We start from the raw sequence: 26,287 nt of genomic DNA on the forward strand, positions 1-26,287 counted from the left end.
TGAATCACTGTGGACAACCCCTTTTTCATTGAAATACTGCTTAATAATATGGCGAGATCATTAAGTAAACAATTACGCCAGTAAGACTTACATACAGCCAAATCGGCATCGTCCATCTAGCAATTTTTCGATGCTTCTCCACTTTCATCTGCAGCCCGCGTACAACCGATATTAGGGCTAGAGGAACGACAACAATCGCTAGCAGGATGTGTGTAATGAGGATGAAGAAATAAATCGAGCGAAGAATGCCTTCTCCTCCGTATTTCGTTGATTCCGTTAGATAATGATACGCTACATAGGAAATTAGGAACAACGTTGTGGAGACAAATGCAGCGCCGATGAAAGCACGGTGCATCCGAACATTTTTTTTCATAATCGCCGTTAGCGCTATGCAGAGTGCAATAAAAGTAAAGCAGTTAAAAATCGCATTCAGCAATGGCAAAATCGTTACGTCAAAGTGAATTTCTCCCTCGTACGCCGGCAGAAAAAACAAAACAGCTATCAGCCCGACAAGGACGATTGTTAAGATCGATATGAGCGGTGTATAGTTTCTTTCCTTCATCCAAAAAATCCTCCAGTCATGGAATACGGTGCATATAAATTAACTTTATCCGATTCTACACCTCAAAACAATTCGCTTTGAACAAGTTTTGTCACGAATTAACGAATATTATAAGTCAATGCTGCGAACGAACAAAAAAAAGGGCTTCTTCGCCGAAGCGAAGAAGCCTTTTTTTCAATATTTAGTGCTTACTCGTAAATATACGAGCAGCAATAATCCGAAACTTCAGCAACCTGAAGCTTGAATTTTGTGTTCGCAGGCACAGTGAATTCGCCTTCGCCTTGAATGTGCAGCCACTCGGTTTCACCAGGCAGTAGCACCTTCAAATCGCCAGCCAAAATTTCCATGATTTCAACGCAGTCTGTTCCAAACTCATAGTCACCTGGCAGCATGATGCCGAGTGTTTTTTTGGTGCCGTCAGCGAACAGTACAGCGCGGCTTGTTACTTTACCGTCGAAGTAAACATTTGCCTTCTTGACGATCGATACATTTTCGAATTGAGACATCGTAGACGTAATCTCCCTTATATATCGGATGCTAAAGCTTTGATGATCTATTGAACAAGCTATTACAGCAATGCTTTCACTTTGCTAACAACGTTTTCGACCGTAAAGCCATACTCTTTGATTACTCGATCGCCAGGTGCTGATGCGCCAAAACGGTCGATAGCAAGAATATCGCCTTGATCTCCTGTGTAACGCTCCCAGCCAAATGGATGAGCCATTTCAATCGCAAGGCGGGCTTTAACTTCAGGAAGAATGACGGAATTTTTGTATTCCTTCGATTGCTTCTCGAACAAATCCCAGCTTGGCATGCTGACAACACGTACTTGAATGCCCTCTTCTGCAAGAGCTTTTTGAGCTGCAACAGCAAGTTGAACCTCGGAGCCCGTTGCAAGAATTTGTGCTTGCGGCTTGCCATTTGCTGCATCAGATACAACGTATGCGCCGCGGCGCAGGTTTTCATGAACACCGTTCACTGTGCCTTCAAGAATCGGCAAGTTTTGGCGAGTAAGCACAAGCGCTACTGGATTGCCAGTGTTCTCTACAGCATAAGCCCATGCAGCGGAAGTCTCGTTGCCATCAGCTGGACGGATAACCGTTAGATCAGGAATGATGCGAATCGAAGCAAGCTGTTCAATAGGCTCATGTGTAGGACCGTCTTCGCCAACTGCGATACTGTCATGCGTCAATACATAAACGACAGGCAGCTTCATCAATGCAGCAAGACGAACAGCAGGACGAAGGTAATCTGTGAATACGAAGAACGTACCGCCGAATACTTTCAAACCACTGTGAAGAGCAATACCGTTCATGGCAGCAGCCATACCGAATTCACGTACGCCGTAATAAAGATTGCGGCCATCGTAGCTGCCTGGTTTGAACTGCGTCAAACCTTTCAGATGAGTCATTGTCGAGCTCTCAAGGTCAGCCGATCCGCCGAAAATAGTCGGAACGTTTTTCGCAAGACCGTTAAGTGCATTTCCTGAAGCTACACGAGTTGAAACCGCGTTGTCCGCAGTTGTGTATACAGGAAGGTCAGCATCCCAGCCCTCAGGCATTGCGCCAGAGATAGCAAGCTCGAACTGAGCTGCAAGCTCAGGGAAAGCTTCTTTATAAGCTGCGAAGCTTGCATCCCATTGTGCATTTGCTTGCTCGCCGCTGCTTTTCACATCTGCAAAGTGAGCGCGAACTTCGTCAGGCACGTGGAACTGAAGCTCTTCAGACCAACCGTAAGCTTGTTTCGTCAATTTTGTCTCATCAGCACCAAGCGGTGATCCGTGAGGACCAGCATGTCCGCCTTTTCCGCCTTTGTTCGGGCTGCCATAGCCGATTACTGTTTTTACTTCGATCAAAGTTGGTTTGGATAGATCTGCTTGCGCCTCAGCAACGGCTTTGGACAAAGCATCTAGATCGTTTCCATCTTCTACGCGAAGCACTTGCCAGCCGTAGCCTTCAAAACGTTTTTGAACGCTCTCGGAATAAGAAAGGCTCAATTCGCCATCAAGCGAAATATCGTTGGAATCATATAGAACGACCAATTTGCCGAGCTGCAGGTGGCCTGCGAAGGATGCAGCCTCATGAGAGACGCCTTCCATCAAGTCGCCGTCGCCGCAAATGGAGTATGTGAAGTGGTTAATAAGCTCGTGGCCTTCTTTATTGTAAGTAGCACCCAGCTGTGCTTCCGCAATTGCCATACCAACCGCCATAGCGATACCTTGTCCAAGTGGACCCGTTGTTGCATCAACGCCAGCCGTGTGGCCAAACTCAGGGTGTCCTGGTGTTAGGGAGCCCCATTGACGGAAGTTTTTCAATTCCTCCATCGGCAGATCATAACCGGAGAGGTGAAGCAAGCTGTAAAGCAGCATAGAGCCATGACCCGCAGACAAAACAAAACGATCACGGTTTACCCAAGTAGGGTTCGATGGATTATGCTTCATATTTTTTGCAAATAATTGATAGCCCATTGGAGCAGCGCCCATTGGCATACCAGGGTGACCTGATTTCGCTTTCTCGATGGAATCGATCGCAAGTGTACGGATCGTATCGATAGAAAGCTGTTCAACCGACTTTTGTGTGACTGACATTACAATTTCCTCCTATGGTCTAAGCTTGTCTAATTTCATCTCGTTATATGGTTTCTAAAAACAACGATACAGCGTCATACCAGTACGCAATAACTTTGAATATTGTATCACTCTGCATGCTTGTTTTCCATTAAAAAAAATAGAATATTCGCATAAAAATACAGTTAGTTGAATACAACAGTTTTATTATTATGCACGATTACACGATCTTCAATATGCCATTTCACAGCTCTTGCGAGAACGACCCGTTCAATTGTCCGACCGATTCTTTTCAAATCATCGACGTTGTCACGGTGGCTGACGCGCTGAACATCCTGCTCGATAATCGGCCCGCCGTCTAATTCTTCTGTTACATAATGCGCTGTCGCACCGATAATTTTTACGCCGCGTGTATAAGCCTGCGCATAAGGCTTGCCCCCAACGAAAGCGGGTAGGAATGAGTGGTGAATATTAATGATCCGATTTGGAAATTGTTCAATGAACTTTGGCGAAATGATTTGCATGTAACGCGCCAATACAATGATATCCGCTTTATCTGCAACAACTTCCATTTGCTTGCGCTCGGCTTCTTCTTTTGTAGTCGCTGTAACTGGGATATGGTAATACGGAATGCCAAAGGATTCGACCAGTTCGCGCATATCAGGGTGGTTGCTTATAACCATTGAAATATCGGCATCAAGATCCCCTGCCTTCCACTGCCAAAGCAGCTCTAGCAAGCAGTGATCCTCTTTCGAAACGAATACAGCAAGACGTTTCTTGCGGCTGGCACGGAATGTATGCCATTTCATATCAAACCGATCGGCTACTCTGGTGAAGTCCTCCATGAGAAGTGGAAGCTCCTTGTCCAGATCAACTAGATCAAATTCAAAACGGATGAAAAACATTCCGCCTTCCGGGTCCATCGTATATTGATCCGATTGAACGATGTTAGCCCCGTGCTCATATAAAAAATGAGAAACAGCAGCTACGATGCCCGGGCGGTCCGGACAAGAAATAAGCATGCGCGCACGCCCGCTCTTTCCACCTGCTTCAACGGTTATTTCAGATGGGGTGGATGGTGATGACATGGACTTCAAACTTCCTTTCGCAATGATCTATATGAATTAATGTTAACTTTAATTAAAGTCTAGCAAGCAGCTCTTTGCCGCCAAACCAAGCCGTAATACGCTGATTGATTTGTTCTTCTGTTAGTCCTGCCGGCAATGCTTCGCCTGCCATTACAAGATCGAACAGACGCTCCATCGGCTCGCGCGGGTCTGCTTTTTTTGCTTTTGCATCATTTTTTAGCAAATCCCAAGTAGAGAGTACAAAACCTCTGGAATCAATTTCTTGCTTGCCGAAGAAATGATGCAGGCGCTCCACATCTTCAAAGAAGCTTTCACCTAAGCGAGCTCTGCCATTGCCGCTCAGCAAAGCGATCTCCGCTTCATACATCGGACGTTCAGTCTTGTCTTCCTTGCCAATCCAAGGCGTTTCCAGTATAAATGGACGCCCCTTAAGGCCTTCATGTTCAACGATTCTTTGAATGGCATCGTGACCAAGCCAGCCTGCGCCAACTGGAGCATGTCTGTCTTTACCAGCACCGCGTGAGTTCTTGCTATCGTTCACGTGAACAACGGCAACGCGGTTTAATCCAACAACACGATCGAACTGCTCAAGAACGCCGTCCAGATCATGAACAAGGTCGTAACCAGCATCATGCATGTGGCAAGTATCCATACATACAGTTAACCGTTCGTTATCCTGAACTTTGTCAATAATCGCCGCAAGCTCTTCGAAGCTGCGGCCAATTTCTGTGCCTTTGCCTGCCATCGTCTCTAGGGCGATGTTAACATTCGTTTCTTTTGTGCCTGCAAGCACTTCATTCAAGCCTTCAGCTATACGAGCGATGCCATATTCTGCATCCTTGTCCGTATAGGCACCTGGATGAAGAACAATATTACGTACACCGATGTAATCGGTACGGCGAATTTCTTCTTGTAAAAAAGAAACCGCAAGCTCGTACGTAGAATCCTTATATGAGCCAAGATTCACAATATAAGGCGCGTGAACCACGATCTCATTAATACCGGATTGCTCCATAAGCGCTTTTCCTTCTTCAATATATAACGAATCGATCGGCTTCCTTCTTGTATTTTGAGGTGCGCCGGTGTAGATCATAAATGTACTTGAGCCATACGATACTGCTTCTTGTGCTGCAGTGAGCAGCCCCTTGTCCGAAAATGATACATGGGAACCTATTTTCAACATAAATATTACGCCCCTTTCGGTTGATCAAACCTTATTTTACAAGGAATGTCGAAATAAATCTAGGAATACGGTATAATTCATTATTGAGGTGAAAGACACGTATGAAAGTTGCCCCCGACTGGTTTATGTATTTTATCGTTTTTTGGGCGGTCGTCATGGTTGCGGCTATGTCGATTGGCGGATTTTTCATGTTTCGAAAATTTCTCAAGGTGCTTCCGATGCGAGACGGCAAGTCTAAGCTCGATTGGCAAAACTACTGGGTAGATCGCAGTCGCAGCATGTGGAATGATGATTCCAAAAGTTTGCTGGACGAGCTTGTTTCCCCAGTGCCAAGCGCTTTTCGTGATATAGCTAAACATTCTATCGCAGCCAAGATTGGTCAAGTGGCGATTGAACATGGCGCATCATCCGTTACGCGCGAGCATTGTATCGAAGGTTACATACGAGCAACTCCTAAACGTGATTACCGTAGTCTTGTTACTTTTCTTGACCGTCAAGGAATCGACTATACTCCCTATAAGCATCTACTTAATAAATAAGTTTAAGCCGCATCAGTGCGGCTTAAACTTATTTATATTTAATCATCAATTAATGCCCCCCTTATATACATGCTTCATACTCGTATTTTATGGTTATATATAAAAATGTAACCTAATACTCATCTATTTCGTTATTAAATACAGGAGGTGGTTCTCATGATGAACTCATCGAAGCGAAGAAGAAACAAAAAAGCAGCTACAGCAGGAGCCGTTCTTCTCGCTGTTATGCTCGCAACATCCGCATGTGGCGGTGGCAATACTAATGCAGGAAACGAACAGCAAGGCAGTCCAACCGACGGACCAGTTATTACTCAGTTGCCAGAAGATAATGGTGTCATTGATCCTGATCTTTCTTCACCGGAACCGACAGATACTGCAACAAACAACGACGGTACGATCGAGGATCCAGCAGCGCCAAACAAAGTGAATGAAGGTATTTATAGCGGTCTAAGCGACTCGCACTCTATAGAAATAGAAACAGCTGCCGGTGCAATTGCACTTCAAGTAACAGATGACCAAAAAAGCACGTTAGAAGCATTGCCGGACGATGCAAAAGTGAAATTTGAGTATTCGGAAATAGCCATTGAAGGTGAAGCGACCCTCAAACAAAATTGGTTAGTTAAAATTGAAGAAATTAAGTAATCAATGAACTGAAGTAATGGGTGAATTGAAGGAGCGAACGAGGATGCGGGTTGCAATAGCTGGAGGAACTGGGTTTATCGGAAGTGCGCTTACCAAGGCTTTGCTTGAGAGAAATGATGAGGTATGGATTATTTCCAGAACTAGTTCTAAAAATCAATCCAATCGCACTGGGTTTAACCAATTAACTTGGGATGAACTCGAAGCTGCTCCTGCTTTGCTGGAAGGCATAGATGCCATAGTCAATCTCACAGGTGAATCCATTAATCAAAGATGGAATCAAGCTGCCAAGAAGCGTGTCATGGACTCAAGACTAACAGCAGCCGCCCGCATCTCAAAGCTTGTGCAATCACTCGATCGCAAGCCACCGCTTGTCATTAATGCATCCGGCATTTCTGCGTATGGCATATCAGCAGACGGTATTTTTGATGAATCAAGCTCGACAAAAGTTACCGATTTTTTATCCGAAGTCGTTCAGAAATGGGAACAGGCCGCAGACAGCATACCAGCTGAGCGGCTTGTTAAGCTTCGTGTGGGCGTTGTTCTAGACAAAAAGGAAGGTGCTTTTCCTTTAATGGCTATGCCTTATCGCTTGTTCGGCGGAGGTAAGATCGGCAGCGGCAAACAATGGTTATCTTGGATCCATCTCGAGGATATGATTCGGCTAATCCTATTTATTTTGGACAACAACTTTATTGAAGGACCCATCAATGCTTCTTCACCTGAACCTGTAACAAATGATTCATTTGGTCGAGCCATTGGCAAAGCAATGGGCCGGCCTCATTGGTTCCCGGTTCCAGCTTTTGTGATGCGAACATTATTTGGTGAAATGTCCACACTTCTATTAGACGGACAGCGAGCTTTGCCAAGCAGAGCGCTTGAAAACGGGTTTGTGTTCCGCTATCCAACGGTTAATAGTGCAATGGAAGAACTTGTAGGACAAGGTTAGCTTCATTTCTTATTCCGATTTCAGCACATACGCTGGTCCTTGCTCGCCTGCAAGATGGATGACATCTCCTATCGATAGCTTATAGCTTTTATAAGGGATCATCATTTGTCCATTTAGCAGGCTCCCATTCCGGGAACCTAAGTCTTTCGCTTTATATTCACCCTCTAAGATTTCAATTTCCAAATGAAGCCGCGATATACCGCTTGCCCCCTCTGCATAACTCACCTGCTCTCCCGAACGCCCAATTTTAAAGCTTCCTTCTTGTAATTCTATCCTGTTCTCCTGACTCTTCCATCTCCTTTGGAGCCATACTGACGATTCACCTAACCCCCCCAATGACTGATTATTTCCTAGCAATACTGTTGGTTCTGCTATATGAGAAACGGGATTTGCTGCAACAACATGCAGCGAGGCCGCCGACTGAGACTCGAATAATTCGCTCTGATCCTCTGGCGGTTTAATAGCTGGCGCCTCGACAGAATCATCATTTGCATGAGCACGACTAAGCCCTGGAAATAGTCCAGAGTGGAACGATGCCTCTTCTATCATTTTTTTCGATTCGTCGTAGTCTGCTTCGTCATTTGTTTTCTTTTTCCAAACTAGCATAACGGCTGCTAATAACAGCAAGGAAATGCCCGAGCTGATCAGTAAGCTCTGCCTACCAACAGCTTCAAAATAAACAAATCGCCAAACACATGCAAGTGCTACGACAATAATTGCTGTTCCGATCCATTTTTTCTTTGTTTCCGGCTCATCCGCTTCCCTATCCAAAGGGTCAGCATAATGTTTTGAAAATAATTCATGATCCTTAAACTCCTCCATTATAGGGGCGGAGTATGAACGCAATGAAGGGTTTGGTATTTGAACCCGCCCTTTTTCATCGCTATTCGTCAACTCAGATCGCTGCTGCCAATCTAATAGTGGATTTTTTTGCGTTGGAGCAGGTTTTGCTGCTTGCTGCATCTCCGGCTTCTCTATTGCCTCGTATCGCTGGTTCGATGAAGATAAAGCTTCCCCTATCAATTCCAACAGCGTCGCCCGCAGCTCTTCAAGAGGCCATCTCTTGCCGAAATGCTGAAGCACACGCTTTAATCCTTCCCCATCAATGCGGTCTACATAAGAGGTGAAACGTACAATTAACGCCAAGAGATCGCCCGCTCCTTTTGTTTGTTCAGCAGTCCCCTCCATTATTGGAATATAAGCAAGCCGTATATCATGAAGCTTTTCTCCAATAAAAATATATTGTTCATCAAGCAGACAGCCCTCTGGCCGCAGCATATAATGCCTACATTCGAATAACGCATCCGCAACGCCTAATATTAGCATGTAGTATTGCTCCATCGAGAGCTGCTGTTGCTGCAGTCTGTGCAAAAGCATTCTCATTCCTGAAAGCTTGTATCGGAATGTAACCTTGCTATCCAGCTCGAACCAATCAATAGGCAGCAGATAGGGAATTCGCTCGCTATGAAGCATATGAAGCTCAATTTCATCAAGCTCGCTTCTATACAAGCCGCTCTCTCGATCAATAATCATCTCATGCGACTGATTCATAGCAAAATCAATCCGAAAGCTTTTCATTTCTCAAATTCCCCCTTGTAACATGAAAACTTAGCTGAAAATGGACCATACCGTAACAGCAGCGGGTGCAACCGCCAACATAAACGGAAACTTTTTACCTGATTCCGCCCATTGCAGCCACTGAAGCTTCCTATCCCCTGCCACTGGCACAACAAATGCCGTTACATCAGCAGCCATTCTTTTCCCGAATGCACGATTTACAATGACAAGAAACACGCCAATTGCACCAGCATATAAGATGGCATAAAACATCATCTGCAGCACCAACCATACTCCCACCCAAGCTCCCAATGCGCCAAACAGCTTTACGTCGCCAGCACCTATTCCTCGGGCAAGATGAAGCAGCAGCAAAGGAATAAATCCGGTTAAGGCGCCAACTGCTGCAATTGCAGCTCCTTCCAAACCGCTGATACCAGTATGATAAATAAATGCAGCGGAGAAAAAAGTCACAGTCAGCCAATTCGGTATAATTTGAGCCTTTAAATCCGTATAGAGAGCGATCATTAAAAACACTGCAACAACAGCTGTTACAATAAACTCCATGGCGACTCCCCTCCAAGGCGGCTAAGTCTTTCCTTACTTTCTATCGCTGCTCTTCTCAACGACAAAATGCATCGACACTTGATTGTTTTCCTTATTCACCTTTGAAGCTTTAAGCTCCCATGTGCCAGGAGTTGTATTTCCGGATACATGCCATGTCCATTTGATATAGCCATCTGCATCGGCAACTGCTTCACCAAGATGTTTCGCTTTGCTTGAGCCGCTTTTATAAGTAACACCCAAAGAAATCGCAGCACCCGGCAGCGTTTTCACTGTAACGGCAGCTTTCTTGCCAGGTCGGAGCGGATTTGGCTCAATAGAAACGATTTGTATCGGAATGTTTTCTTGATCATTTTTGTTTTCACCATATCTTGCTGGTGCGGCGTCACTTATCCAAACACGTTCGGAGGCTTGCTCTTTAAGGACAATCGGTTTACCGTAAAAAGGCAGCTTTAATGGAAAGTCATATTCCACCTCGATAGCTAAATATGGCTCATGCTCCTTATTTAGATCCGGAAGCGATAACCAGCTCAGCCTTATCTTCTGGGGATCAATAATGGCTGCATCAGTATGTTCACTTATTAACGGCTGAATAACAGATCTGCCTATTTCAGTAGCGGCCATATTTTGAATCGGACGAAAATCTCCTCGCAATGTAGATGAAACCAAAGCTCCTGCGGGTGAAGGCAGCCATTCAGCCGCTTCTGCGGCAATCTCACTCCATGAAGACAAAGGAATATTTCCTTTGGAAGGCAGCGGAACGACGGCTGATGCCTGCTGCCAGGCAAGTTCTACTGGATATATATGTGCCGCTATTTGCCTTACGGTCTGAGAAGCAGCAGAATGCAGTGCCAACTGTACCGCACATAAACGAATGAGCATGACGAAGACTAGCAGCACAACTATAACCATAGGCATAACTAATGCAGCTTCTACGACTATCGAACCTTGTTCCTGCTTAAGGCGTCGACATTTAATAAGACCAGCCCATCGTTTGTGTCGTCTCATAACGGTTGCCTACAACCTTTCCTTCCAGAAGTCCGACTGCTCCCAGCGTTCGAATTAATCCGGGTATGAACCAAAGCTCCATCGAAACGGCTGCTTCTCCTGTCACTCCGCTCGGGACTGCAGAGAGAATCGTCCCACTGTTTAGTTCGATGGCTGCAATCATCCGGGCCAGACTTGCCCCATCATCGGCACCATGCATCAGTATAAAAAGACGTAAATAATCCGTATATGAAAGCTCTACTTTTATGTATTTGGAAAGTGGAGCAGTTCCTCGTTCAGAGAAAGCAAGCATATCCTCGATCGATTTCTCTAATCCATAAATAAGCGCAGCTAATAAGATAAGCAATGGATGGCCTAATGATTTGCTTTCAAGCAGCCCCTCCATCGTTCTCACAGCCAGTCGAGCCGCAAATAATTCACCATATGCAGCAGCTATATTCCCTACTGGGTTGTTGAAGCCATAAATAACATATTCCGCTTCCTGATTATGAAATGAAATGGCATGTGACAACTCTGATATATCTCCTCCAGTCATCATTGAACGTAAATGCTGAGGAGCAAAAGAAGTGAAGCGTTGAATAACGTATTCACCAAAGTATAATGAATCTCTCGTTTTCTCCAGCATCCCGGCCATACCTGAGAACAATCCACCCATAAGCGTATTAGACTGTTCAGCTGCCATATGCGCATCACTAGCCTTCTCCATGTCGACAATCTCTGTTGCTTCATCAGTCTGCTCATTGAATAATAGGTTATCGTTATAACGAAGCTGTACCTGTTCGAACACCTTTTGATGTTCTTCCATTTGCGGGATACTTGTCAGTCCATGCAGCAAGCTGCGTGCCTGATTCCAGAGAGAACCGGCTTGCTCCTTTTGCTGTTTAAGCTGTTTTGATATCTGACCCTGATCGAGTGCTTTCTGTCGATCAACGATGATACTAGCAGGTCGAATATATTTCTGTTCATATGCCCCATAAGCAAGACGGAGGCTTGTGACGCTTTCAAGCAACGTATCAGCAGTTATGCTCTTAACCGGCTTAACTATAGAGGCAAGGCTGCTGGACTGATAAGCCCCCGCTTCCATATCGATTGAAGCAGCAGACGAGCCCTGCGCCTCCACCTCCTGACGGTACTCCGTGAACCATCCATCCGTCTTTACAAGCTCATCCGCAGCTTTCCTTACCTGCTCAATGTCGGAAGCAGCATCAGCGGGAACCTGATGCTGTTCAGTATTCGTTGCCTTATGCTTGGACACCGTATCATATCCACTATGCTGAGGCTGTTGATTAGCTTGTTGAACAATTCTCAGCATATCGTCATTTAATGCCCTTGCAGCTTCCAGCTCCTGTATTGCTTCTCCCTGAAGCTTCACATGCTGTCTATGTATTTCATCACTCACTTTGCGCAGCTCCATAGCAAAAGCTCTCACTTTCTCCTCGTATGCTTCTATTTCAGCTGTATACATTATTTTCTGCCCGGCAGTTAACGATTGATTATATATAACTTTGGCTGCATATGAGCTGTATTCCCCCGCAATGCTCAGAGCAGAATTCCCCTCTATTGCTACTACATCTGGCTGGACAGGAATTAACATAGAAATACTGCTTCCACTTATCGTCGAAGCCATCTGCTTTTGCAATTGAAGTACATTCGCTAGATGAATTTCCCGTTTCTCATAAAGCTTCCGCATACTCTCCAGCAAACTTATTGCAATCGATGCCTCCTTCATTGCACCTGCCATAGGTACAAACCTTGCTGCGAGATCCAATGTAAAATCTACTGGCGCCTTATACTTCATTTCTTCGAGCACCTGTCTTGAGAATACATTATGGCTGCCTAGAAACGTCGCTGCGTGCAGTGCGGCAGCATCTGACTTAGCGCGAACCAGCTTCATCCCTGATCGACCCGAGTCATCTGCTGTTTCTGTATTCGCCGTCATCATTTCCTCGAATATGATTTGACCGTCTGTACCACCACGGCCGAATAAACCATATCGCTCATATAGAACAGCATCATAAGCAGAGAGTACAGATCTTACGCTTGACCTTACAGCATCCTCTGCTAACTTATGCAGAGCCGCAATTCGGGCATAATCAATAAGCAAAGAGAAAAACAAAAGCAGCGAGGATAAAACAATAACCGAAAACACGGTCACTGCCCCATTTTCTCGAAAGAAAAGCTTGCAAACAAACTGCCGATAACGATGCTTCAAATCTTTTTTTATGCTCACTGCTGCCTGCACCTCCATCGGAACCTTTCAAGCCTTATCTGTTCCGCTACATTATGGCTTTGTCGCCTTCCCCTTACCTTTATAAGTATCCAGCACTTGACCAGCCTGAGACTTTGCTTGCCCCGCTCCTCCAGCCCGATTTGCAAACCTTGATGAATAATAGCGTACGAGATCAACACTCCGAATAAACTCAGTTGGATCAACAACCGTGGAAGAGGCTACACTTTTGGGTTCACGCTTCAACCAGCTTTTCTCAATGGATTCAGCCGATAAAGGCTCCTTCAGTTTGACTTTGATCACTCTTCTCAGAATGCTGCTTGAATAGCTGATTTCTCCTTCGTATGTTAGGCCTGCTTGTCCCAACCATCTAGCAGACTGCTCTATTTTCCGAATAGCTAAAGCATTCTTTTCTCCATCACCCGTCTCTGCAAGTGGGAGCACGACTTTCGCTGCATCATTTTCTCCTCTCAGTCCAAACAAGCTGCTGAGCACGCCATCCTCGCCAATACGCCAATATAAACCATCATAACTTGGCTCATTGAGCATGCCACTTCTTGCATCTCGATTACTGTTATCCCAGCTGAAAGCCGCACGCTCTGCTGTTGAAGACGCTGCATAATAGACAATGACCTTCTCGTACATGTACATTCCAAATAAAATAAACAACAATATAAGCCCGAACAGCATTGGAAATACGATCGTAGACTCCAGCGTAAAGCTGCCTTGCTCCTTCTTAAGCAAGCGAAGCAGCCCTGCATTTATTCGCAATCTGTTCAAAAGCCTCACCCGCTAACTGAAAATTTTGTCCGCCTCGTCATCTGCTTTGCCCATCAAGCGCTCAATCAGCTCAATAATCCAGTCTTTAAACAACAGTGCAATAATGATGACAACCGCAATAATCAAAATAATTTCAAGCGTCCCTAAACCATCCTCCTCTTTCCAAAATGAACGTAGCGATTGGCTTATTTTTCTCATCCTTCATCTTCCTCCCTAATTTAAGTTAAGACATGAGCAGTACTGCGGGTGCAGCTACCAAAATCATGAGTACTAACAAAATACCTACAAGCGGAAATACAAGCTTTGAGGAGGCTTGCTCCCCGCGCGATCTAGCGATTGCCTTGCGCTTCTCCCATAAAGTGTAAGAGAGCTCTCGCAATGCAAGAATAAAATGCTCTCCACCGCGGCGATAATTCAATAAGAGCACCGTTGTAAAGATCGAAACCTCCTGCACCGCACATCTTCTATTAAACCGCTCCATTACCGTACTGAACGATTGACCGTTGCGAAGCATAGATACCGTCTCTCCCCATTCCTTGTAGAGAGGATGCTGGGTAGCCTCCTTTCCCTCCAAGCATCTTGCTAGCGCTTGCTGTACTGTCTCACCGGCACCGACCAGCAGCATTAACTTGCTGAGCATAACGGGGAGCTCTATAATGATTTGCTGCTTTCGTTCCTCAACTTGCCGCCTTGCATCTACGAAAGGGCGTATCGTTAGCACGATGCCGAACACTACCCCCATGACTAACAGTGTAGGCTCCTGTCCAAGTAAACTCATCCAAGCACAACCTGTTAAAGCAGCATATCCCGTACCTAGAGCAGCAGTTGCTTCACCTTTTGTCCGCTCGATTGACCAGCTGCTATCCTTCAATAAGAGGAGCTTCATATGGTAGCTGCCCATAGGCAGATGCAGCGTATCAAAAAGCTTGAACCGTTCTAGCACACGCATAAAAGGGTCAATCAAACTTAGCTGCATTAGCTGCTGCCGCGTTTGGTCATTCGTTTGTTTTCTACCCATTAGCTGACGCCATATGGCATACAATGCTCCTTTTCCTGCCAAGTACACCCAAATCACCGTTAAAGTAACCGGTGCAATTGCCGCGAGCATGCTTTGTCCCCTTTCATCCTACATTCGGATACTCATCATCTTTGCCATCAACCAAAAGCAGAGAAGCAAAAGCAGCAGCGCTCCCGTCAATAGCAAATATCCGATTCCTCCATATAAAGGAGCCATATAGTCGGGTGCAGCTAGGCTTAAAAACGCTAAAAAAACAAAAGGCACCGCCATCATAATTCGACCTTCGAATTTTTTTTGAGCAACCATAACTGCAATTTCCTGCTCAATTTCAAGTTTCTCTCCAATAATGATCGAGGTTTGTTTCATCACCTCAAGCAAATCTCCTCCAGAGCGCTTGCAAGCAGCTAGTGCATCGACGAACTGAGTAATCTCATCAATTCCTGCACGATTAGCAAAGTTGCGCAGCGCGTATTCTAACGGCTCGCCGTTATCTAGACGAAAGCGAATGATTTGAAACTCCAGCAGCAACTCCGTTCGAGCATCAGGGTAAATTAGCTTCAAATCATCGTGAGTAGATAAAAATGCATTTTCAAGAGAGCGCCCTGCTGCAAGCGAGGAGGTCAGTGAAAATAAAGCTTCTTTAAATTGCAGCTTCAGTCTCTCCTTGCGCTGTTCCAGAAGAAATTTTCGTCTAATTCTAGGAGCGAGTATACCGAAGCTTGCCGCTGTAAATGAAAGGAACACAGAATGATAAAATAAAAAGACAGCACCATAGAAAATCACAGCTGCGATTAAGGACGTAGTGATAAACTGGTTTCGATTAAGTGGGTATTGTTCATAATTGGTAAGGGTTCGGCCAGCTCGAAGATTCGCTAGCGTCGCATCGCTTTCCCAGCCGCACCATAAGAGCATTCTCTCTATCCGTCCCCCATGTTGACGATGAAGGCTGCTGCTTTTATTCACGCCGCTTGAATTGTTCATATCGCCACTCCTTCGACCGTTCTTTTCCCAGCAAGCGTCAATTTGTCCATTCTCATTACCGGATTCGCTGTACGTTTTAGCCCGCCAAGCACTCTGCCATTCCGCTCTCCCTCCTCCTCAAAAATAAACAGTGGATTAAGCAATATTTCTCCATCTTCAACGCCAATGACCTCGCATATCTCCGTCACTTTGCGGGTGCGATCACGGAATCTTGATAGATGGATAACAATATCGATGGCTGAGGCGATTTGCTGGCGAATAACGATCACTGGCAATTCTGCTGCACTTAGCACCATCGACTCCAGCCTTGCCATCATATCCTTCGCGCCATTACTATGGCCCGTTGACATGCTTCCGGCGTGGCCGGTATTTAATGCCTGCAGCATATCAAGAGCCTCTCCTCCCCGCACCTCACCGACGATAATGCGATTAGGACGCATCCGAAGCGAGGCACGGATGAGGTCGCGAATCGTAATCTCCCCTTTCCCCTCTGTATTCGCATTGCGCGTTTCCATCGCTACTAGGTTAGGAATGGAGCGAATTTGCAGCTCAGCAGAATCCTCGATCGTAACAATCCGCTCATCCGGCTGGATAAACTGCGACAATGCATTTAAAAAAGTTGTTTTGCCTGTTCCTGTTCCGCCGCTTATAAACATATTGTATTGAGCCCCGACAAGCTCTTTCAAAAACGATGCCGCTTCCTGCGAGAGCGAGTGGAATGCTACTAGCTCCTCCATCGTGAGAGGCTGATCAGGAAACTTCCGAATGGTCATGCATGGTCCTTTGAGCGCAACCGGCGGCAATACGACATGCACCCTAGAGCCATCTTTCAGACGGGCGTCAACAATCGGCGTAGACTCGTTAACGACACGATTCACACTCGCAACAACGGTCTGGATTAGATCCTCGAGCCGCTCTCTACTTTCGAAAGAAACCGGCAAAAGTGTCATTCTCCCTCTTCGCTCCACAAATATTTCTGCATGATGATTGATCATAATTTCACTAATGGAGGCATCCTCCATTAGCGGCTGCAAAATATCAAGACCTCTAAACGAATGGAACAGCCTCCGTACAAGCTTCACTTTCTCGGTTGCGGTAAGAGGATGAAGATCGCACCATTCGAAGACGATCTCTTCTGCTATTCTCATCAGGCTTTCATCTGACAGTGATCCGCTAAAATCAATTTTGGCTCGTACCTTGTTGCGCAGCTCAAGCACCGTTTCATCGCTCAGCAATCGATCCGCCTCCTTCCAAATAAAGCTGCTTGAATAATTGATCTGCAGCTGCTCGATATAACGGCGATGACAGCAGAGCAACATGGCTTGCTCCTCGCCATTCTGGAATTTCCGGCAGCCCCACCTTGGCGCATGCCATGCCATCAATCTCGTTATGGACGGTATGCTTCGGATTAACCATATGGTTCTTTACGCATTTGAATTTATTGGACAAAGAGCTAAAGCGATCACTCCACTTTTGCGCTCCATAACGCAGGGCCATTTTTTGTTTATCCCTCACAGACGGATTATCGCTTGCAACCCAAAGCACATGATTTGATCGTTCAAAAATAGCAAGGTGCAGCTCATCCAGACCGCTCTCCAAATCAATGACAATGAGATCATACTGCCCGCTTCGAGCAATCGTACTCACTATTCCTGCCGCATCTTCCTCATTAAGCGTCAATCGATCTTCCAAATTGGTGCAAGGGGCTAAATAATCACCGTTAAGTTGCGAATCCCGTTTTCGATGCTCCATAAGCCAATTGACCGACTGCTCCGGCTGTGCCTTGAGTCCATAAAGCAGTTCTGACAAACCCTCTTCTTTCACCTCTCCTTCACTGAGGCCATCTGTATATTGCTGGTTGCGCAGCCAAGCTTCAGAAGAGTTCCACCGCTCAAGGTTCAGATAAAAGGTACGACATTGATGCACACTTGCAGCATGTACCAAATGAAGCGCCAAAGCCGTCTTCCCCACTCCCCCCGACGCCGAATAAACAGATATAATATTCATGCCAGACGGCCTCTCGTAAGCGCCTGACGAAGAGGCAGCATGTCCTATCGCTTGGGAATGAATCTCCGAAAAACGCTTCAGCAGCTGGGGAATGGGTTGATATTGCAAAAGCTCATGCTTCTCCTTGCTCTCTCCCAGCTGTAGCACTAGAGCAATTACAGGAATACCCGCTTGCTCTGCATCCATTTCTGCAAGCAGCTCAGGCTGAGCAGCCAATAAGTCAATCTTGTAGCCTTGCTTCACATAGAGCTTCCAAGAATCTGCGTGCGTGAACGCGATAATCTGCCATTGCTCGCCAAGCTTGCTGCCTTGCATATAATCAGCCAGCCGCTTCAAGTATTCCGGCTCCCTTACCGCCACAGCAAGTTGATATTTGTTCAGCCCTTTCACCTTCCTTCCGCTTAGAAAACACAAAAAAAGCACCGTAGAAGGCGCAGATATCTGCGTCCTTATACGGTGCTTCCGTGTTTGATCATTAACTTTGTTTAAAATTTACCATACCCATATTCCATTCGTCAACTAAGGAATTTTCTGCTGTTTTTCTTATTTCTTTAACTTACAATTCCGTTGACTATTGGAAAAAGTTTTTGATCTCGCGCTCTGCGCTTTCGATAGAGTCAGATCCATGAATAATATTGCTAGCTACATCGATTGCAAAATCTCCACGGATTGTACCTGCAAGGGCTTCAGATGGATTCGTTGCGCCAATAAGACTCCTTGCGTTTTTAATAGCGTCTTTGCCTTCCCATATCATAGCAAATACAGGCCCCGAAACGATAAAATCGACCAACTCGTCAAAAAACACCTTTGAGCGCAAATGCTCATAATGTGTCTCGGCTTGCTCTCTTGAAAGGCGCATTACCCTTGCATCTACTAGTTTAAAGCCCTTCTCTTCAAATCGAGCAACAATACGACCTACTAAACCACGCGCGTAACCATCTGGCTTTACCATTACAAACGTTTTATCCATGTTGAATCCCCCTTTGTCTCTATCGGTATAGCCATTTATTTATTAAGCCATTCAGTAATAATACCTGCAGTCTCTTCAATAGCACGATTTGTAACATCTATAACAGGACAATTCAATGATTTCATGACGGACTCTGCATAATCAAGCTCTTCTTGAATGCGCTCGGTTGTCGCATACTGCGCAGATGCCGGAAGTCCCAGCGTCTTAAGCCGTTCAGAGCGGATCTCCAGAAGATGCTCAGCTTGCATCGTTAAACCTATAATGAGCCTGCCAGGTGCAGGCTTCAATTCTTCGGGAGGATTGACCTCGGGCATTAACGGCAGGTTAGCCGTCTTAATTCCTTTATGGGACAAAAAGATGCTCAGCGGCGTCTTCGACGTTCGAGATACGCCAATCAGGACGACCTGCGCTTGTACAAAACCTCGAGCATCCTTGCCGTCATCATATTTCACAGCGAACTCAATAGCATCCATTCGGCGATGGTAAGCATCGTCAATGGAGTGCAGCAGCCCCGGCTCACGTTTCGGGAAACTCCCAAACGTATCAACGTATGCTTGCATCATCGGTCCCATGACATCAACGGCTCTAACTCCAGCTCTAAAAGCCTCTTCCTTCATTTGCTCCCGAAGCTCCGGCTGGACGAGCGTGTAGCTTATAAAACCGCCAGTACTAGCTGCCTCAGCCACGATACGAATAATTTCATCCTCGGATTTAATATGGCCGTAACGCTTTATTTTCACTTGTTCTGAGGAGAATTGACGTAAAGTCGCCTTTGCAACTGCTTCCGCCGTTTCACCAACAGCATCGGAGCATACATAAATGATCTGCTGTTTCATAACTCTGGCTCCCCCAATTTCCCATCCATCGCGATGTCCGCCATAAGACGTATAATGTTCGACTTCGATACCCAGCCAGTAACCTCTGGATCAGTCACCTGATCCTCGCGCGGAACGATAACTGGTAAACAATCTACTTGATGAAGCGACATTTTGCGAATCGCTTCCATCACAGATTCGTCGGGCATTAGCGTCACAATATTAGGATAACGGGTCATCACCATACTGATAGGAATAGATGCAGCACCAGCGTTGCCAAGCGTTATTTTCAGCAAATCCTTCGGTGTTACGATTCCAACAAAACGTTTCTGCTCATTAACAATTAGAAGAGTATCTGCATTTTCAGTAAATAACGTAATAACAGCGTCATGCACGGACAATGAGTCCGGAACATTAACGGGAACACCTTGTACTTCTCTCACCTTCATATTGTTCAATTGCTGCAAAGGCTCGCTGCTCGAGCGATAGGTGTTGCCTAGAAAATAACCAACTTTGGGCTTCGCATCAAGCAATCCAAGCATGACGAGAAGTGATAAGTCCGAGCGCAGTGTGGGCCTGCTGACACCTAGAGATTCTGCCAACTGCTCACCGGTAATCGGCGCATGCCTCTTCACAAGCTCAAGAAGCTCCAATTGCCGCGAAGATAATTGAATCGTACTCTCCCCCGTCCTCTATATGAGTCATACTTGTATTATATAGTACTATTATTCAAAAATAATATATCATATTAATAATTAATGTACAATATATGGTCGTCCTACTCGTTAAAAATAACTTTATATAACGCTTGTGTACCGCTATTTTCTTCACCAAGTGAAATAAGTTGCTCATATAAAGAACGAGCTAACGCTAGTCCTGGCAAAGGAAGACCCATCTCATCAGCTGACTCGATGGCGATTTTAATATCTTTCACAAAATGTTTTACGTAAAAGCCCGGAGCAAAATCTCCGTTGATAATGCGAGGTCCTAGATTGGACAAGGACCAGCTTCCCGCAGCGCCGGCTTCAATGCTTTTCAATACTTTGCTAGGTTCGAGCCCCGCTTTTTTGGCATAGGCAAGAGCTTCGCTCACGCCAATCATATTGGATGCAATCGCGATTTGATTACACATCTTAGTGAATTGACCCGCTCCTGCCTCACCTTGATGAACGATGTTTTTACCTATGAGCATAAACAATGGCAATATCGCATTATAGGCTTGCTCCGAGCCTCCAACCATGATTGACAGTCTAGCCTCCCTCGCACCTACATCGCCGCCAGAAACTGGGGCATCCAGCGCCATAAGTCCTCTGTTGCCAGCCTCTGCCTCAATGCGTTTGGCAAGAGCAGGACTTGAGGTAGTCATATCAATAAGCACCGCATTGGACCTAGCATTTTGCAATAAACCATCAGCTCCAAAATAAACCTCTTCCACGTCGGCCGGATAACCTAGCATCGTAATAATAATATCTGATTGCTCCGCAACCAACTTCGGCGAATCCTGCCAAACAGCCCCCTTTGATACCAAGAGGTCTGCTCTTGATTTCGTTCGGTTGAACACATTCACTTCATATCCGTGATCAAGCAAATGGCCCGCCATGCTTGCGCCCATAATACCCGTTCCAATAAATCCGACAACTTTTTTGTTTGCTTGCTCTTTCAATTCAATTCCGCCTCTCTGTGTTTCTCAATAATCGAACATAATCTTATTATAATATAATCTGCCTCGCTTCCCACAAATCAAAGAAATGCACTCCTGTTTTGCAGAAGTTTTTGCAGTAGCTAGAATACTATCCATCCCAATTCCATATAAAAAAAGCCGTAGACCAATGGTTTCCCATGCCTACGGCTACTGCCATTGCTATTACAGCACTTCTGAAGAAGCGCTTTACTCGTTTGTCATTTCGATGAACTGATCTACATCAACAGCTGTCAATGCAACCGCCTCGCGCCAGAAGTCCATCTCTTCCACATTTACGCCAAGATGCTCTTTAGCAAGCTGCTCTACGGTCATGCGGCCAGTGTCACGAAGCAATGCAACATACTTGTCTTTGAAATCTGAACCTTCCTTCAGTGCCCTTGCATAAATACCCGCGCTGAATAGATAGCCAAATGTATAAGGGAAGTTGTAGAAAGGAACATCCGTTAAGTAAAAATGCAGCTTCGATGCCCAGAAATGAGGATGCACCTCACCTAGCGTATCGCAATAAGCTTCCCGCTGCGCATCTTCCATTAAGGCATTAAGCTCTTCAACGGATACTAAACCTTCGCTGCGACGCGCATAGAAACGAGTCTCGAATAAAAAGCGAGCATGAATGTTCATAAAAAATGCAACAGACCGCTGAATTTTATCTTCAAGCAATCCAAGCTTCTCCTCGTCCTCCGTTGCTGTTTTAAGTGCTTGATCCGAAACGATCAGCTCCGCAAATGTCGAAGCGGTCTCAGCAACATTCATCGCATATTCTTGCGACAACGCTGGCAGATCGTTCATGACATGCTGATGGTAAGCATGACCCAGCTCATGCGCAAGCGTCGAAATATTCGAAGCCGTACCTGAATACGTCATAAATACACGAGTTTGACCGCTCTTTGGAAAAGCGGTGCAGAAGCCGCCTGGACGCTTCCCTGGACGATCCTCAGCCTCAATCCAGCCATCTTTGAAGGCAAGCTCCGAGAATTCCGCCAGATCGGGACTAAACGTCTTGAACTGCTCGATTATAAAAGCTGCCGCTTCGTCATAAGGAATTGTTTTTGTCGCAGCTCCAATTGGCGCTTCTACATCATGCCAGTCCAGCTTCTCTACACCGAGCAGCTTCGCTTTACGATCTAAATAACGAACGAGTACCTGTTTGCTTTCTTGGATTGCAGACCACATCGCTTGCAGTGTAGCTTCGCTCATCCGGTTCATTTGCAGCGGCTCCTGCAGCACCGAATCCCAGCCGCGCTTGTCGTACAGCTTTAAACGAAAGCCTGAAATTCGGTTTAACGTCTCTGCACATAAATCCGCCTGCTCTGCCCATTCCCGCTCCCACTCTGTGAATGCAGCCTTCCGAACATCGCGGTCTCCATCGGATAAGCGGTTATGCATTTGACCAGCGGATAAAACTTTTTTCTCCCCGTCTTTTCCTACATCGTTAAATTTCGCTCTGGATACTATGACGTTGTAATAATCGCCCCAGCCATGGTAACCGTCTACCGCTAAATCTCCAGCCAGCGCTTCCAGCTCAGGAGCCATTTTCTGCTTTGCAAGCTCGCGGCGTTCAGTCAAGCTAAACGCTACCTCAGCGAGCTGTGGGTGCGTCAGCAGTTTTTCCCATTCACTATCATCAAGACCTCGCAGTACGTTGTCAAAGCGGGTTAGCACCCCTAGAAACTTCGCAGCAAGCGTCTTTACGCGATCGCTTTGTGAGTTCGCGGCTGTGTCTCGCATATTCTGAGCCAACAAGCATGAAACAAACGACTCTGTTTCACGCAGCCTAATGATGATGCTTTGCAGCAGCTCCGTCATCACCGCAATTTCAGAAGCTCCAATGCTTGCTTCCGTTAAAAGTGCTGCATCAAGCTTCTCAATGTCCTCATCCATGCCCTTCAGCTCCTGCAAGAACGCTGCTGAGCTTGAGCCACCCTCATAAAAAACTTCTAAATCCCAACTTTGCGGATATCCCGTATTCATTGCTCTCATCCTCTCTTCCATAAAAAAAGCCAAGATGCGGCCGCGTTTTTATTTGCGCAAACCTTCTCGGCAGTGTATAACTTAATTATATCCAGATTGGAGGAATTACACCATGTCTAAACCGTTGCAGATTTCTGCTGATACAGCTGTTAAGCTTTCCGAGCAGCTTGGCGTCCCAATAGAGCACTTAATGCATATGCCGCGCCATATATTATTGCAAAAGCTCGCCGAGCTTGCTAAGCCTAACGCTGCACCTGAGAGCGAAAACAAATCATGATTCCGTTCGAAAAAGCATGGCCTTATGACATTATTATGGGCGACCTTTATGTATCGAGCTGTCCCTTCTGCCATGCAGAAAACGTGCTGCTTCCAATAAAACCAGAAGAGCTCCAAGACATACAAGACGGTACGAAACGATTGCTCGTTTTCCCTTGCTGCCATAATAAAGTGACTATTGTTGATGCAGATCGCGATTATTTGCTGACAAACCGTGTTCTAAAAAAGGCGCTCCGCTAAGCGGAAGAAGAGACCGACTGCTTCAATAAATCTGAGCCCTCGTCAGGAGAAGTGTTGCCGGATGCATGTTTCGATCTGGCTTCCATCTCCTCGCGTATAAGCTGCCACTGTTCGCGGCTCGCACGAATCATTGCAGCATCCACGATTTTTTTATCATTCACCACGCGGGAAAACCAACGTACAGCATCGTTTAATTCTCCGATACGACGATTCAGCTCCCCTATTAAAAACATTAACTTCGCATTGTTAAGCGCAACACCCTCTGCCTCATATACACGAATATAGGCTTGAAGTGCAAACGTAAGAAACCGTTTCTCGTCTTTCTGATTGTCTTCATAACGATACAGCCAAGCAATGTGATGCAATATACCAGCAAGCACGCGATCCTTCTCGTCAATGGCTTGGGCTGATAAAAGCGCTAGCTTGTAGCTGGCCATCGCCTTCTTCAGATCGCGCTCCCCGCCATAATCTTGATTGTTCCAATGCATTCCGATTTCATCATGATATTTCTTTTTTTGCCGATCATTCAACCGCTCCATCCCGTTCTCAGTTGAGGCAAAGCCGCAATTAGGACAAACCCGTACAACATAATAATCAGGGTTTACGTCCGTTTTATAATATCCGCAAAAGTCAGAGTCCATTCTAGCTGCTCTTTTGAAGCTTGGTCTAACGCGCGAAGTCATAAAAGTCTTTTCACAGCAAATGCATATGATTTTGGATAGGTAGAGCGGTTCCATACAATCACGTCTCCTCTTCAGATGTGTTTACAAAGTGGTGTGCAGGTCCGGATAGTCTGTTGATAACGATCTCTTGCAGCTCGTCATTTATGCCTACCTCTTGCAATGCTCTTTGCATGCAGTCAAGCCATGCGCCAGCATGTTCAGGGGTTATTGGAAAATGCATATGTCTTGCTCTCATCATTGGATGTCCATATTCATCAGAATATAAAGAAGGCCCGCCAAAAAATTGCGTCAAAAATAAGTATTGTTTTTCTATAACAGGATCAATATCTTGCGGGAACAAAGGCCCAATTAACGGATGGGCTTGTACCTTAGGATAAAAAGAGTTAACAATCAGCCTTAAAGTCTCAGATCCACCTAAAGCCTCATAAAGGCTTATATTCCTATTCATCGTCAAATTCATCTCCATTGTGTAGGTATTTAGTATTATATCACAAATAAAAGTACGGACTTAACAAAAAAAAGCCCGCGGGATGCTTATCCGGGGCTCATCATATAGTGCGTATTACCCATCAACCTTCATAGTCCTCTTCCCCTGGTGCTGTAAGAGATTCTCGAATGACATAGACGAAAGCACAGACCAAGATGCCAGCGATTATACTCATACCCATCACTCCAACCGTTTCAAAGGTAATTCCATTGTACCATAAAAAAAACAGGAATCCAGCGTTTTGCAAGCGTTTTCTTTGTCAAACTTATTTATTTTTAAAGCATATCCAGTGATGGATATCCTTATTCCTACATATACGTTTAGGAGGGGTTGTACAGCATCTTATGGCATCTGCTCGGCTCCCCTTCTAATTATTTGAGGAGGCGGTCTATCTGCTGCGAACGATTATTCATCCCTTATCTATAACCGCGCTTGGCGCAATTATAATCGTGCTTTTAATGACTGTCTTTCCTACAGAAACCCTTCACTCCTCGCTCCGTGGGCTTTCTATTTGGTGGGAGGTGCTTTTTCCAGCGTTGTTCCCTTTCTTCGTCATATCGGAATTGCTGCTCGGCTTCGGTATTGTACATTTTTTCGGTAAGCTGCTTGATCCGCTCATGAGACCTATATTTCGGCTTCCCGGCATCGGAGGTTTTGTCGTGACGATGGGTTACATTTCCGGTTATCCGGTAGGCGCAAAGCTAACATCACAGCTCTTTGAGCAGCGGCTCGTCAACCGAGCAGAAGGTGAGCGGCTTGTTGCCTTTACGACTACTTCTGATCCTATTTTCCTAATTGGCGCCGTGTCCGTTGGTTTCTTCCAAAATGTAGCGATTGCTCCTATACTCGCTGCTGCGCACTACGGAGGCGGTCTTCTTATCGGTTTTCTCATGCGCTTTCACGATAGACATGCCCCTTCATCTGGAACCAAAAAAACGGCGATTGCAAGGGAGGGGTTCAGAAAACGACGGCCCTCTCGCATCTCCGAAGCACTCAAGGCGATGCATGAGGCTCGATTGCTGGATGGGCGCGGACTAGGACGGCTGCTGCAGGATTCAATTCAATCGGCGCTGCGGCTAATGATCGTCGTTGGCGGACTCGTCGTTTTTTTCTCCGTCGTAATGGAGATGCTGACGCATGCAGGCATCATTGAGGCGATGGCTGAAGCTCTGCGATTTTTGTTTGGTTTAATCGGCCTGCCTAAGCCGCTTGCAGACGCTGGGATATTCGGATTGTTCGAGGTCACATTAGGCTCTCGTTCGGCAGGTACAGCGGGTACTGGACTCATGCATCAAGCTGCAATCGCTGCTTGGGTGCTCTCTTGGGGCGGCTTATCAGTCCATGCCCAAGTAGCAAGCCTGCTCAGCAAAACAGATTTGCGCTATCGTCCTTTTTTTATAGCTAGAATGATTCATGGATTAATTGCAATGACTCTCGTTTACTTGTTATGGGGGTGGCTTGGGCCATGATTAGAGCCG

The 26,287-nt window shown here is 45.8% G+C and carries 28 protein-coding genes; 6 read left to right on the forward strand and 22 right to left on the reverse strand.

Features of this window, described 5'->3' with window-relative positions:
* Nucleotides 1–40: 40 nt before the first annotated feature.
* The 5 genes from AB4Z50_RS12675 to AB4Z50_RS12695 all read right to left on the reverse strand — a co-directional run bounded on the left by AB4Z50_RS12675 (nt 41) and on the right by AB4Z50_RS12695 (nt 5,399).
* Nucleotides 41–562: a DUF420 domain-containing protein gene (locus AB4Z50_RS12675; protein ID WP_441879284.1), complete on the reverse strand. Its 522-nt coding sequence runs from the start codon at nt 560–562 to the stop codon at nt 41–43.
* A 188-nt stretch (nt 563–750) separates the two neighbouring features.
* On the reverse strand, nt 751–1,068 hold the full coding sequence (gene ppnP / locus AB4Z50_RS12680) for a pyrimidine/purine nucleoside phosphorylase (protein ID WP_076271046.1): 318 nt from the start codon (nt 1,066–1,068) through the stop codon (nt 751–753).
* A 62-nt stretch (nt 1,069–1,130) separates the two neighbouring features.
* Entirely contained in the window at nt 1,131–3,149 is a 2,019-nt protein-coding gene (gene tkt, locus AB4Z50_RS12685) for a transketolase (protein ID WP_441879287.1), read from the reverse strand.
* Between the two features lie 164 nt (nt 3,150–3,313).
* Nucleotides 3,314–4,216, reverse strand: a complete 903-nt coding sequence (purU, locus tag AB4Z50_RS12690; protein WP_339207517.1) for a formyltetrahydrofolate deformylase — start codon at nt 4,214–4,216, stop codon at nt 3,314–3,316.
* A gap of 52 nt (nt 4,217–4,268) precedes the next feature.
* Nucleotides 4,269–5,399, reverse strand: coding sequence for a deoxyribonuclease IV (locus AB4Z50_RS12695; protein WP_339207516.1), 1,131 nt, complete (start codon nt 5,397–5,399; stop codon nt 4,269–4,271).
* Nucleotides 5,400–5,500: 101 nt separating this feature from the next.
* Between AB4Z50_RS12695 and AB4Z50_RS12700 the strand changes: the two genes are divergently transcribed.
* From AB4Z50_RS12700 to AB4Z50_RS12710, 3 genes are all read left to right on the forward strand, one after another.
* A complete protein-coding gene (locus tag AB4Z50_RS12700; RefSeq protein WP_076271042.1) occupies nt 5,501–5,938 on the forward strand; it encodes a DUF2621 domain-containing protein in 438 nt (145 codons plus the stop codon).
* Nucleotides 5,939–6,094: 156 nt separating this feature from the next.
* Nucleotides 6,095–6,580, forward strand: coding sequence for a hypothetical protein (locus AB4Z50_RS12705; protein ID WP_441879290.1), 486 nt, complete (start codon nt 6,095–6,097; stop codon nt 6,578–6,580).
* Between the two features lie 43 nt (nt 6,581–6,623).
* Complete coding sequence (locus tag AB4Z50_RS12710) at nt 6,624–7,526, forward strand: TIGR01777 family oxidoreductase (RefSeq protein ID WP_441879292.1); 903 nt, start codon at nt 6,624–6,626, stop codon at nt 7,524–7,526.
* 9 nt (nt 7,527–7,535) lie between these two features.
* Here the strand turns inward: AB4Z50_RS12710 and AB4Z50_RS12715 are convergent, their stop codons facing one another.
* From AB4Z50_RS12715 to AB4Z50_RS12785, 15 genes are all read right to left on the reverse strand, one after another.
* Nucleotides 7,536–9,104: a DUF6382 domain-containing protein gene (locus AB4Z50_RS12715; protein ID WP_441879294.1), complete on the reverse strand. Its 1,569-nt coding sequence runs from the start codon at nt 9,102–9,104 to the stop codon at nt 7,536–7,538.
* Nucleotides 9,105–9,134: 30 nt separating this feature from the next.
* On the reverse strand, nt 9,135–9,647 hold the full coding sequence (locus tag AB4Z50_RS12720) for an A24 family peptidase (protein ID WP_441879296.1): 513 nt from the start codon (nt 9,645–9,647) through the stop codon (nt 9,135–9,137).
* A gap of 33 nt (nt 9,648–9,680) precedes the next feature.
* Nucleotides 9,681–10,652, reverse strand: a complete 972-nt coding sequence (locus AB4Z50_RS12725) for a TadE/TadG family type IV pilus assembly protein (RefSeq protein WP_441879298.1) — start codon at nt 10,650–10,652, stop codon at nt 9,681–9,683.
* Nucleotides 10,618–12,882: a hypothetical protein gene (locus AB4Z50_RS12730; RefSeq protein ID WP_441879300.1), complete on the reverse strand. Its 2,265-nt coding sequence runs from the start codon at nt 12,880–12,882 to the stop codon at nt 10,618–10,620. Before AB4Z50_RS12730 ends, AB4Z50_RS12725 begins: the two co-directional genes overlap by 35 nt.
* 51 nt (nt 12,883–12,933) lie before the next feature.
* On the reverse strand, nt 12,934–13,659 hold the full coding sequence (locus AB4Z50_RS12735) for a TadE/TadG family type IV pilus assembly protein (RefSeq protein ID WP_441879302.1): 726 nt from the start codon (nt 13,657–13,659) through the stop codon (nt 12,934–12,936).
* A gap of 12 nt (nt 13,660–13,671) precedes the next feature.
* Nucleotides 13,672–13,857 carry a Flp1 family type IVb pilin gene (locus tag AB4Z50_RS12740; RefSeq protein ID WP_441879304.1) on the reverse strand — a complete coding sequence of 62 codons (186 nt, stop codon included), beginning with the start codon at nt 13,855–13,857 and terminating at the stop codon, nt 13,672–13,674.
* A 25-nt stretch (nt 13,858–13,882) separates the two neighbouring features.
* Nucleotides 13,883–14,767, reverse strand: coding sequence for a type II secretion system F family protein (locus AB4Z50_RS12745; protein WP_441879306.1), 885 nt, complete (start codon nt 14,765–14,767; stop codon nt 13,883–13,885).
* An 18-nt stretch (nt 14,768–14,785) separates the two neighbouring features.
* Nucleotides 14,786–15,658, reverse strand: coding sequence for a type II secretion system F family protein (locus tag AB4Z50_RS12750; protein WP_441879308.1), 873 nt, complete (start codon nt 15,656–15,658; stop codon nt 14,786–14,788).
* Nucleotides 15,655–16,890 (reverse strand): CpaF family protein, encoded by a 1,236-nt coding sequence (locus AB4Z50_RS12755; protein WP_441879437.1) that lies wholly within the window; start codon nt 16,888–16,890, stop codon nt 15,655–15,657. Before AB4Z50_RS12755 ends, AB4Z50_RS12750 begins: the two co-directional genes overlap by 4 nt.
* Entirely contained in the window at nt 16,880–18,055 is a 1,176-nt protein-coding gene (locus AB4Z50_RS12760; RefSeq protein WP_441879310.1) for a hypothetical protein, read from the reverse strand. The genes AB4Z50_RS12755 and AB4Z50_RS12760 overlap by 11 nt, the downstream gene beginning before the upstream one ends.
* A 181-nt stretch (nt 18,056–18,236) precedes the next feature.
* Nucleotides 18,237–18,635, reverse strand: a complete 399-nt coding sequence (ndk, locus tag AB4Z50_RS12765) for a nucleoside-diphosphate kinase (protein WP_076271032.1) — start codon at nt 18,633–18,635, stop codon at nt 18,237–18,239.
* 35 nt (nt 18,636–18,670) lie between these two features.
* Nucleotides 18,671–19,471, reverse strand: a complete 801-nt coding sequence (locus tag AB4Z50_RS12770; RefSeq protein ID WP_076271031.1) for a pyruvate, water dikinase regulatory protein — start codon at nt 19,469–19,471, stop codon at nt 18,671–18,673.
* Entirely contained in the window at nt 19,468–20,103 is a 636-nt protein-coding gene (locus AB4Z50_RS12775) for a CBS domain-containing protein (RefSeq protein ID WP_339207504.1), read from the reverse strand. Before AB4Z50_RS12775 ends, AB4Z50_RS12770 begins: the two co-directional genes overlap by 4 nt.
* Nucleotides 20,104–20,228: 125 nt before the next feature.
* On the reverse strand, nt 20,229–21,113 hold the full coding sequence (locus AB4Z50_RS12780) for an NAD(P)-dependent oxidoreductase (RefSeq protein WP_441879313.1): 885 nt from the start codon (nt 21,111–21,113) through the stop codon (nt 20,229–20,231).
* A 225-nt stretch (nt 21,114–21,338) separates the two neighbouring features.
* Nucleotides 21,339–23,123, reverse strand: a complete 1,785-nt coding sequence (locus AB4Z50_RS12785) for a M3 family oligoendopeptidase (protein ID WP_441879315.1) — start codon at nt 23,121–23,123, stop codon at nt 21,339–21,341.
* Between the two features lie 112 nt (nt 23,124–23,235).
* On the opposite strand from AB4Z50_RS12785, the gene AB4Z50_RS12790 reads away from it, so the two are divergent.
* Both AB4Z50_RS12790 and AB4Z50_RS12795 read left to right on the forward strand, forming a co-directional pair.
* Nucleotides 23,236–23,400 carry a YycC family protein gene (locus tag AB4Z50_RS12790; RefSeq protein WP_076271027.1) on the forward strand — a complete coding sequence of 55 codons (165 nt, stop codon included), beginning with the start codon at nt 23,236–23,238 and terminating at the stop codon, nt 23,398–23,400.
* Nucleotides 23,397–23,639 carry a hypothetical protein gene (locus tag AB4Z50_RS12795; RefSeq protein ID WP_441879317.1) on the forward strand — a complete coding sequence of 81 codons (243 nt, stop codon included), beginning with the start codon at nt 23,397–23,399 and terminating at the stop codon, nt 23,637–23,639. The genes AB4Z50_RS12790 and AB4Z50_RS12795 overlap by 4 nt, the downstream gene beginning before the upstream one ends.
* On the opposite strand, the gene AB4Z50_RS12800 is transcribed toward AB4Z50_RS12795, so the two are convergent.
* Nucleotides 23,636–24,376, reverse strand: a complete 741-nt coding sequence (locus AB4Z50_RS12800) for a DUF2225 domain-containing protein (protein ID WP_441879319.1) — start codon at nt 24,374–24,376, stop codon at nt 23,636–23,638. The two genes, AB4Z50_RS12795 and AB4Z50_RS12800, sit on opposite strands and share 4 nt — an antisense overlap.
* A gap of 4 nt (nt 24,377–24,380) precedes the next feature.
* Nucleotides 24,381–24,770, reverse strand: coding sequence for a globin domain-containing protein (locus tag AB4Z50_RS12805; protein WP_076271024.1), 390 nt, complete (start codon nt 24,768–24,770; stop codon nt 24,381–24,383).
* 497 nt (nt 24,771–25,267) lie between these two features.
* Here AB4Z50_RS12805 and ylbJ point away from each other — a divergent pair, with 497 nt between their 5' ends.
* Complete coding sequence (gene ylbJ / locus AB4Z50_RS12810; protein WP_441879322.1) at nt 25,268–26,278, forward strand: sporulation integral membrane protein YlbJ; 1,011 nt, start codon at nt 25,268–25,270, stop codon at nt 26,276–26,278.
* Nucleotides 26,279–26,287 lie beyond the last annotated feature (9 nt).

Source organism: Paenibacillus sp. 2TAB26 (assembly GCF_052115145.1).
GTDB lineage: Bacteria > Bacillota > Bacilli > Paenibacillales > Paenibacillaceae > Pristimantibacillus.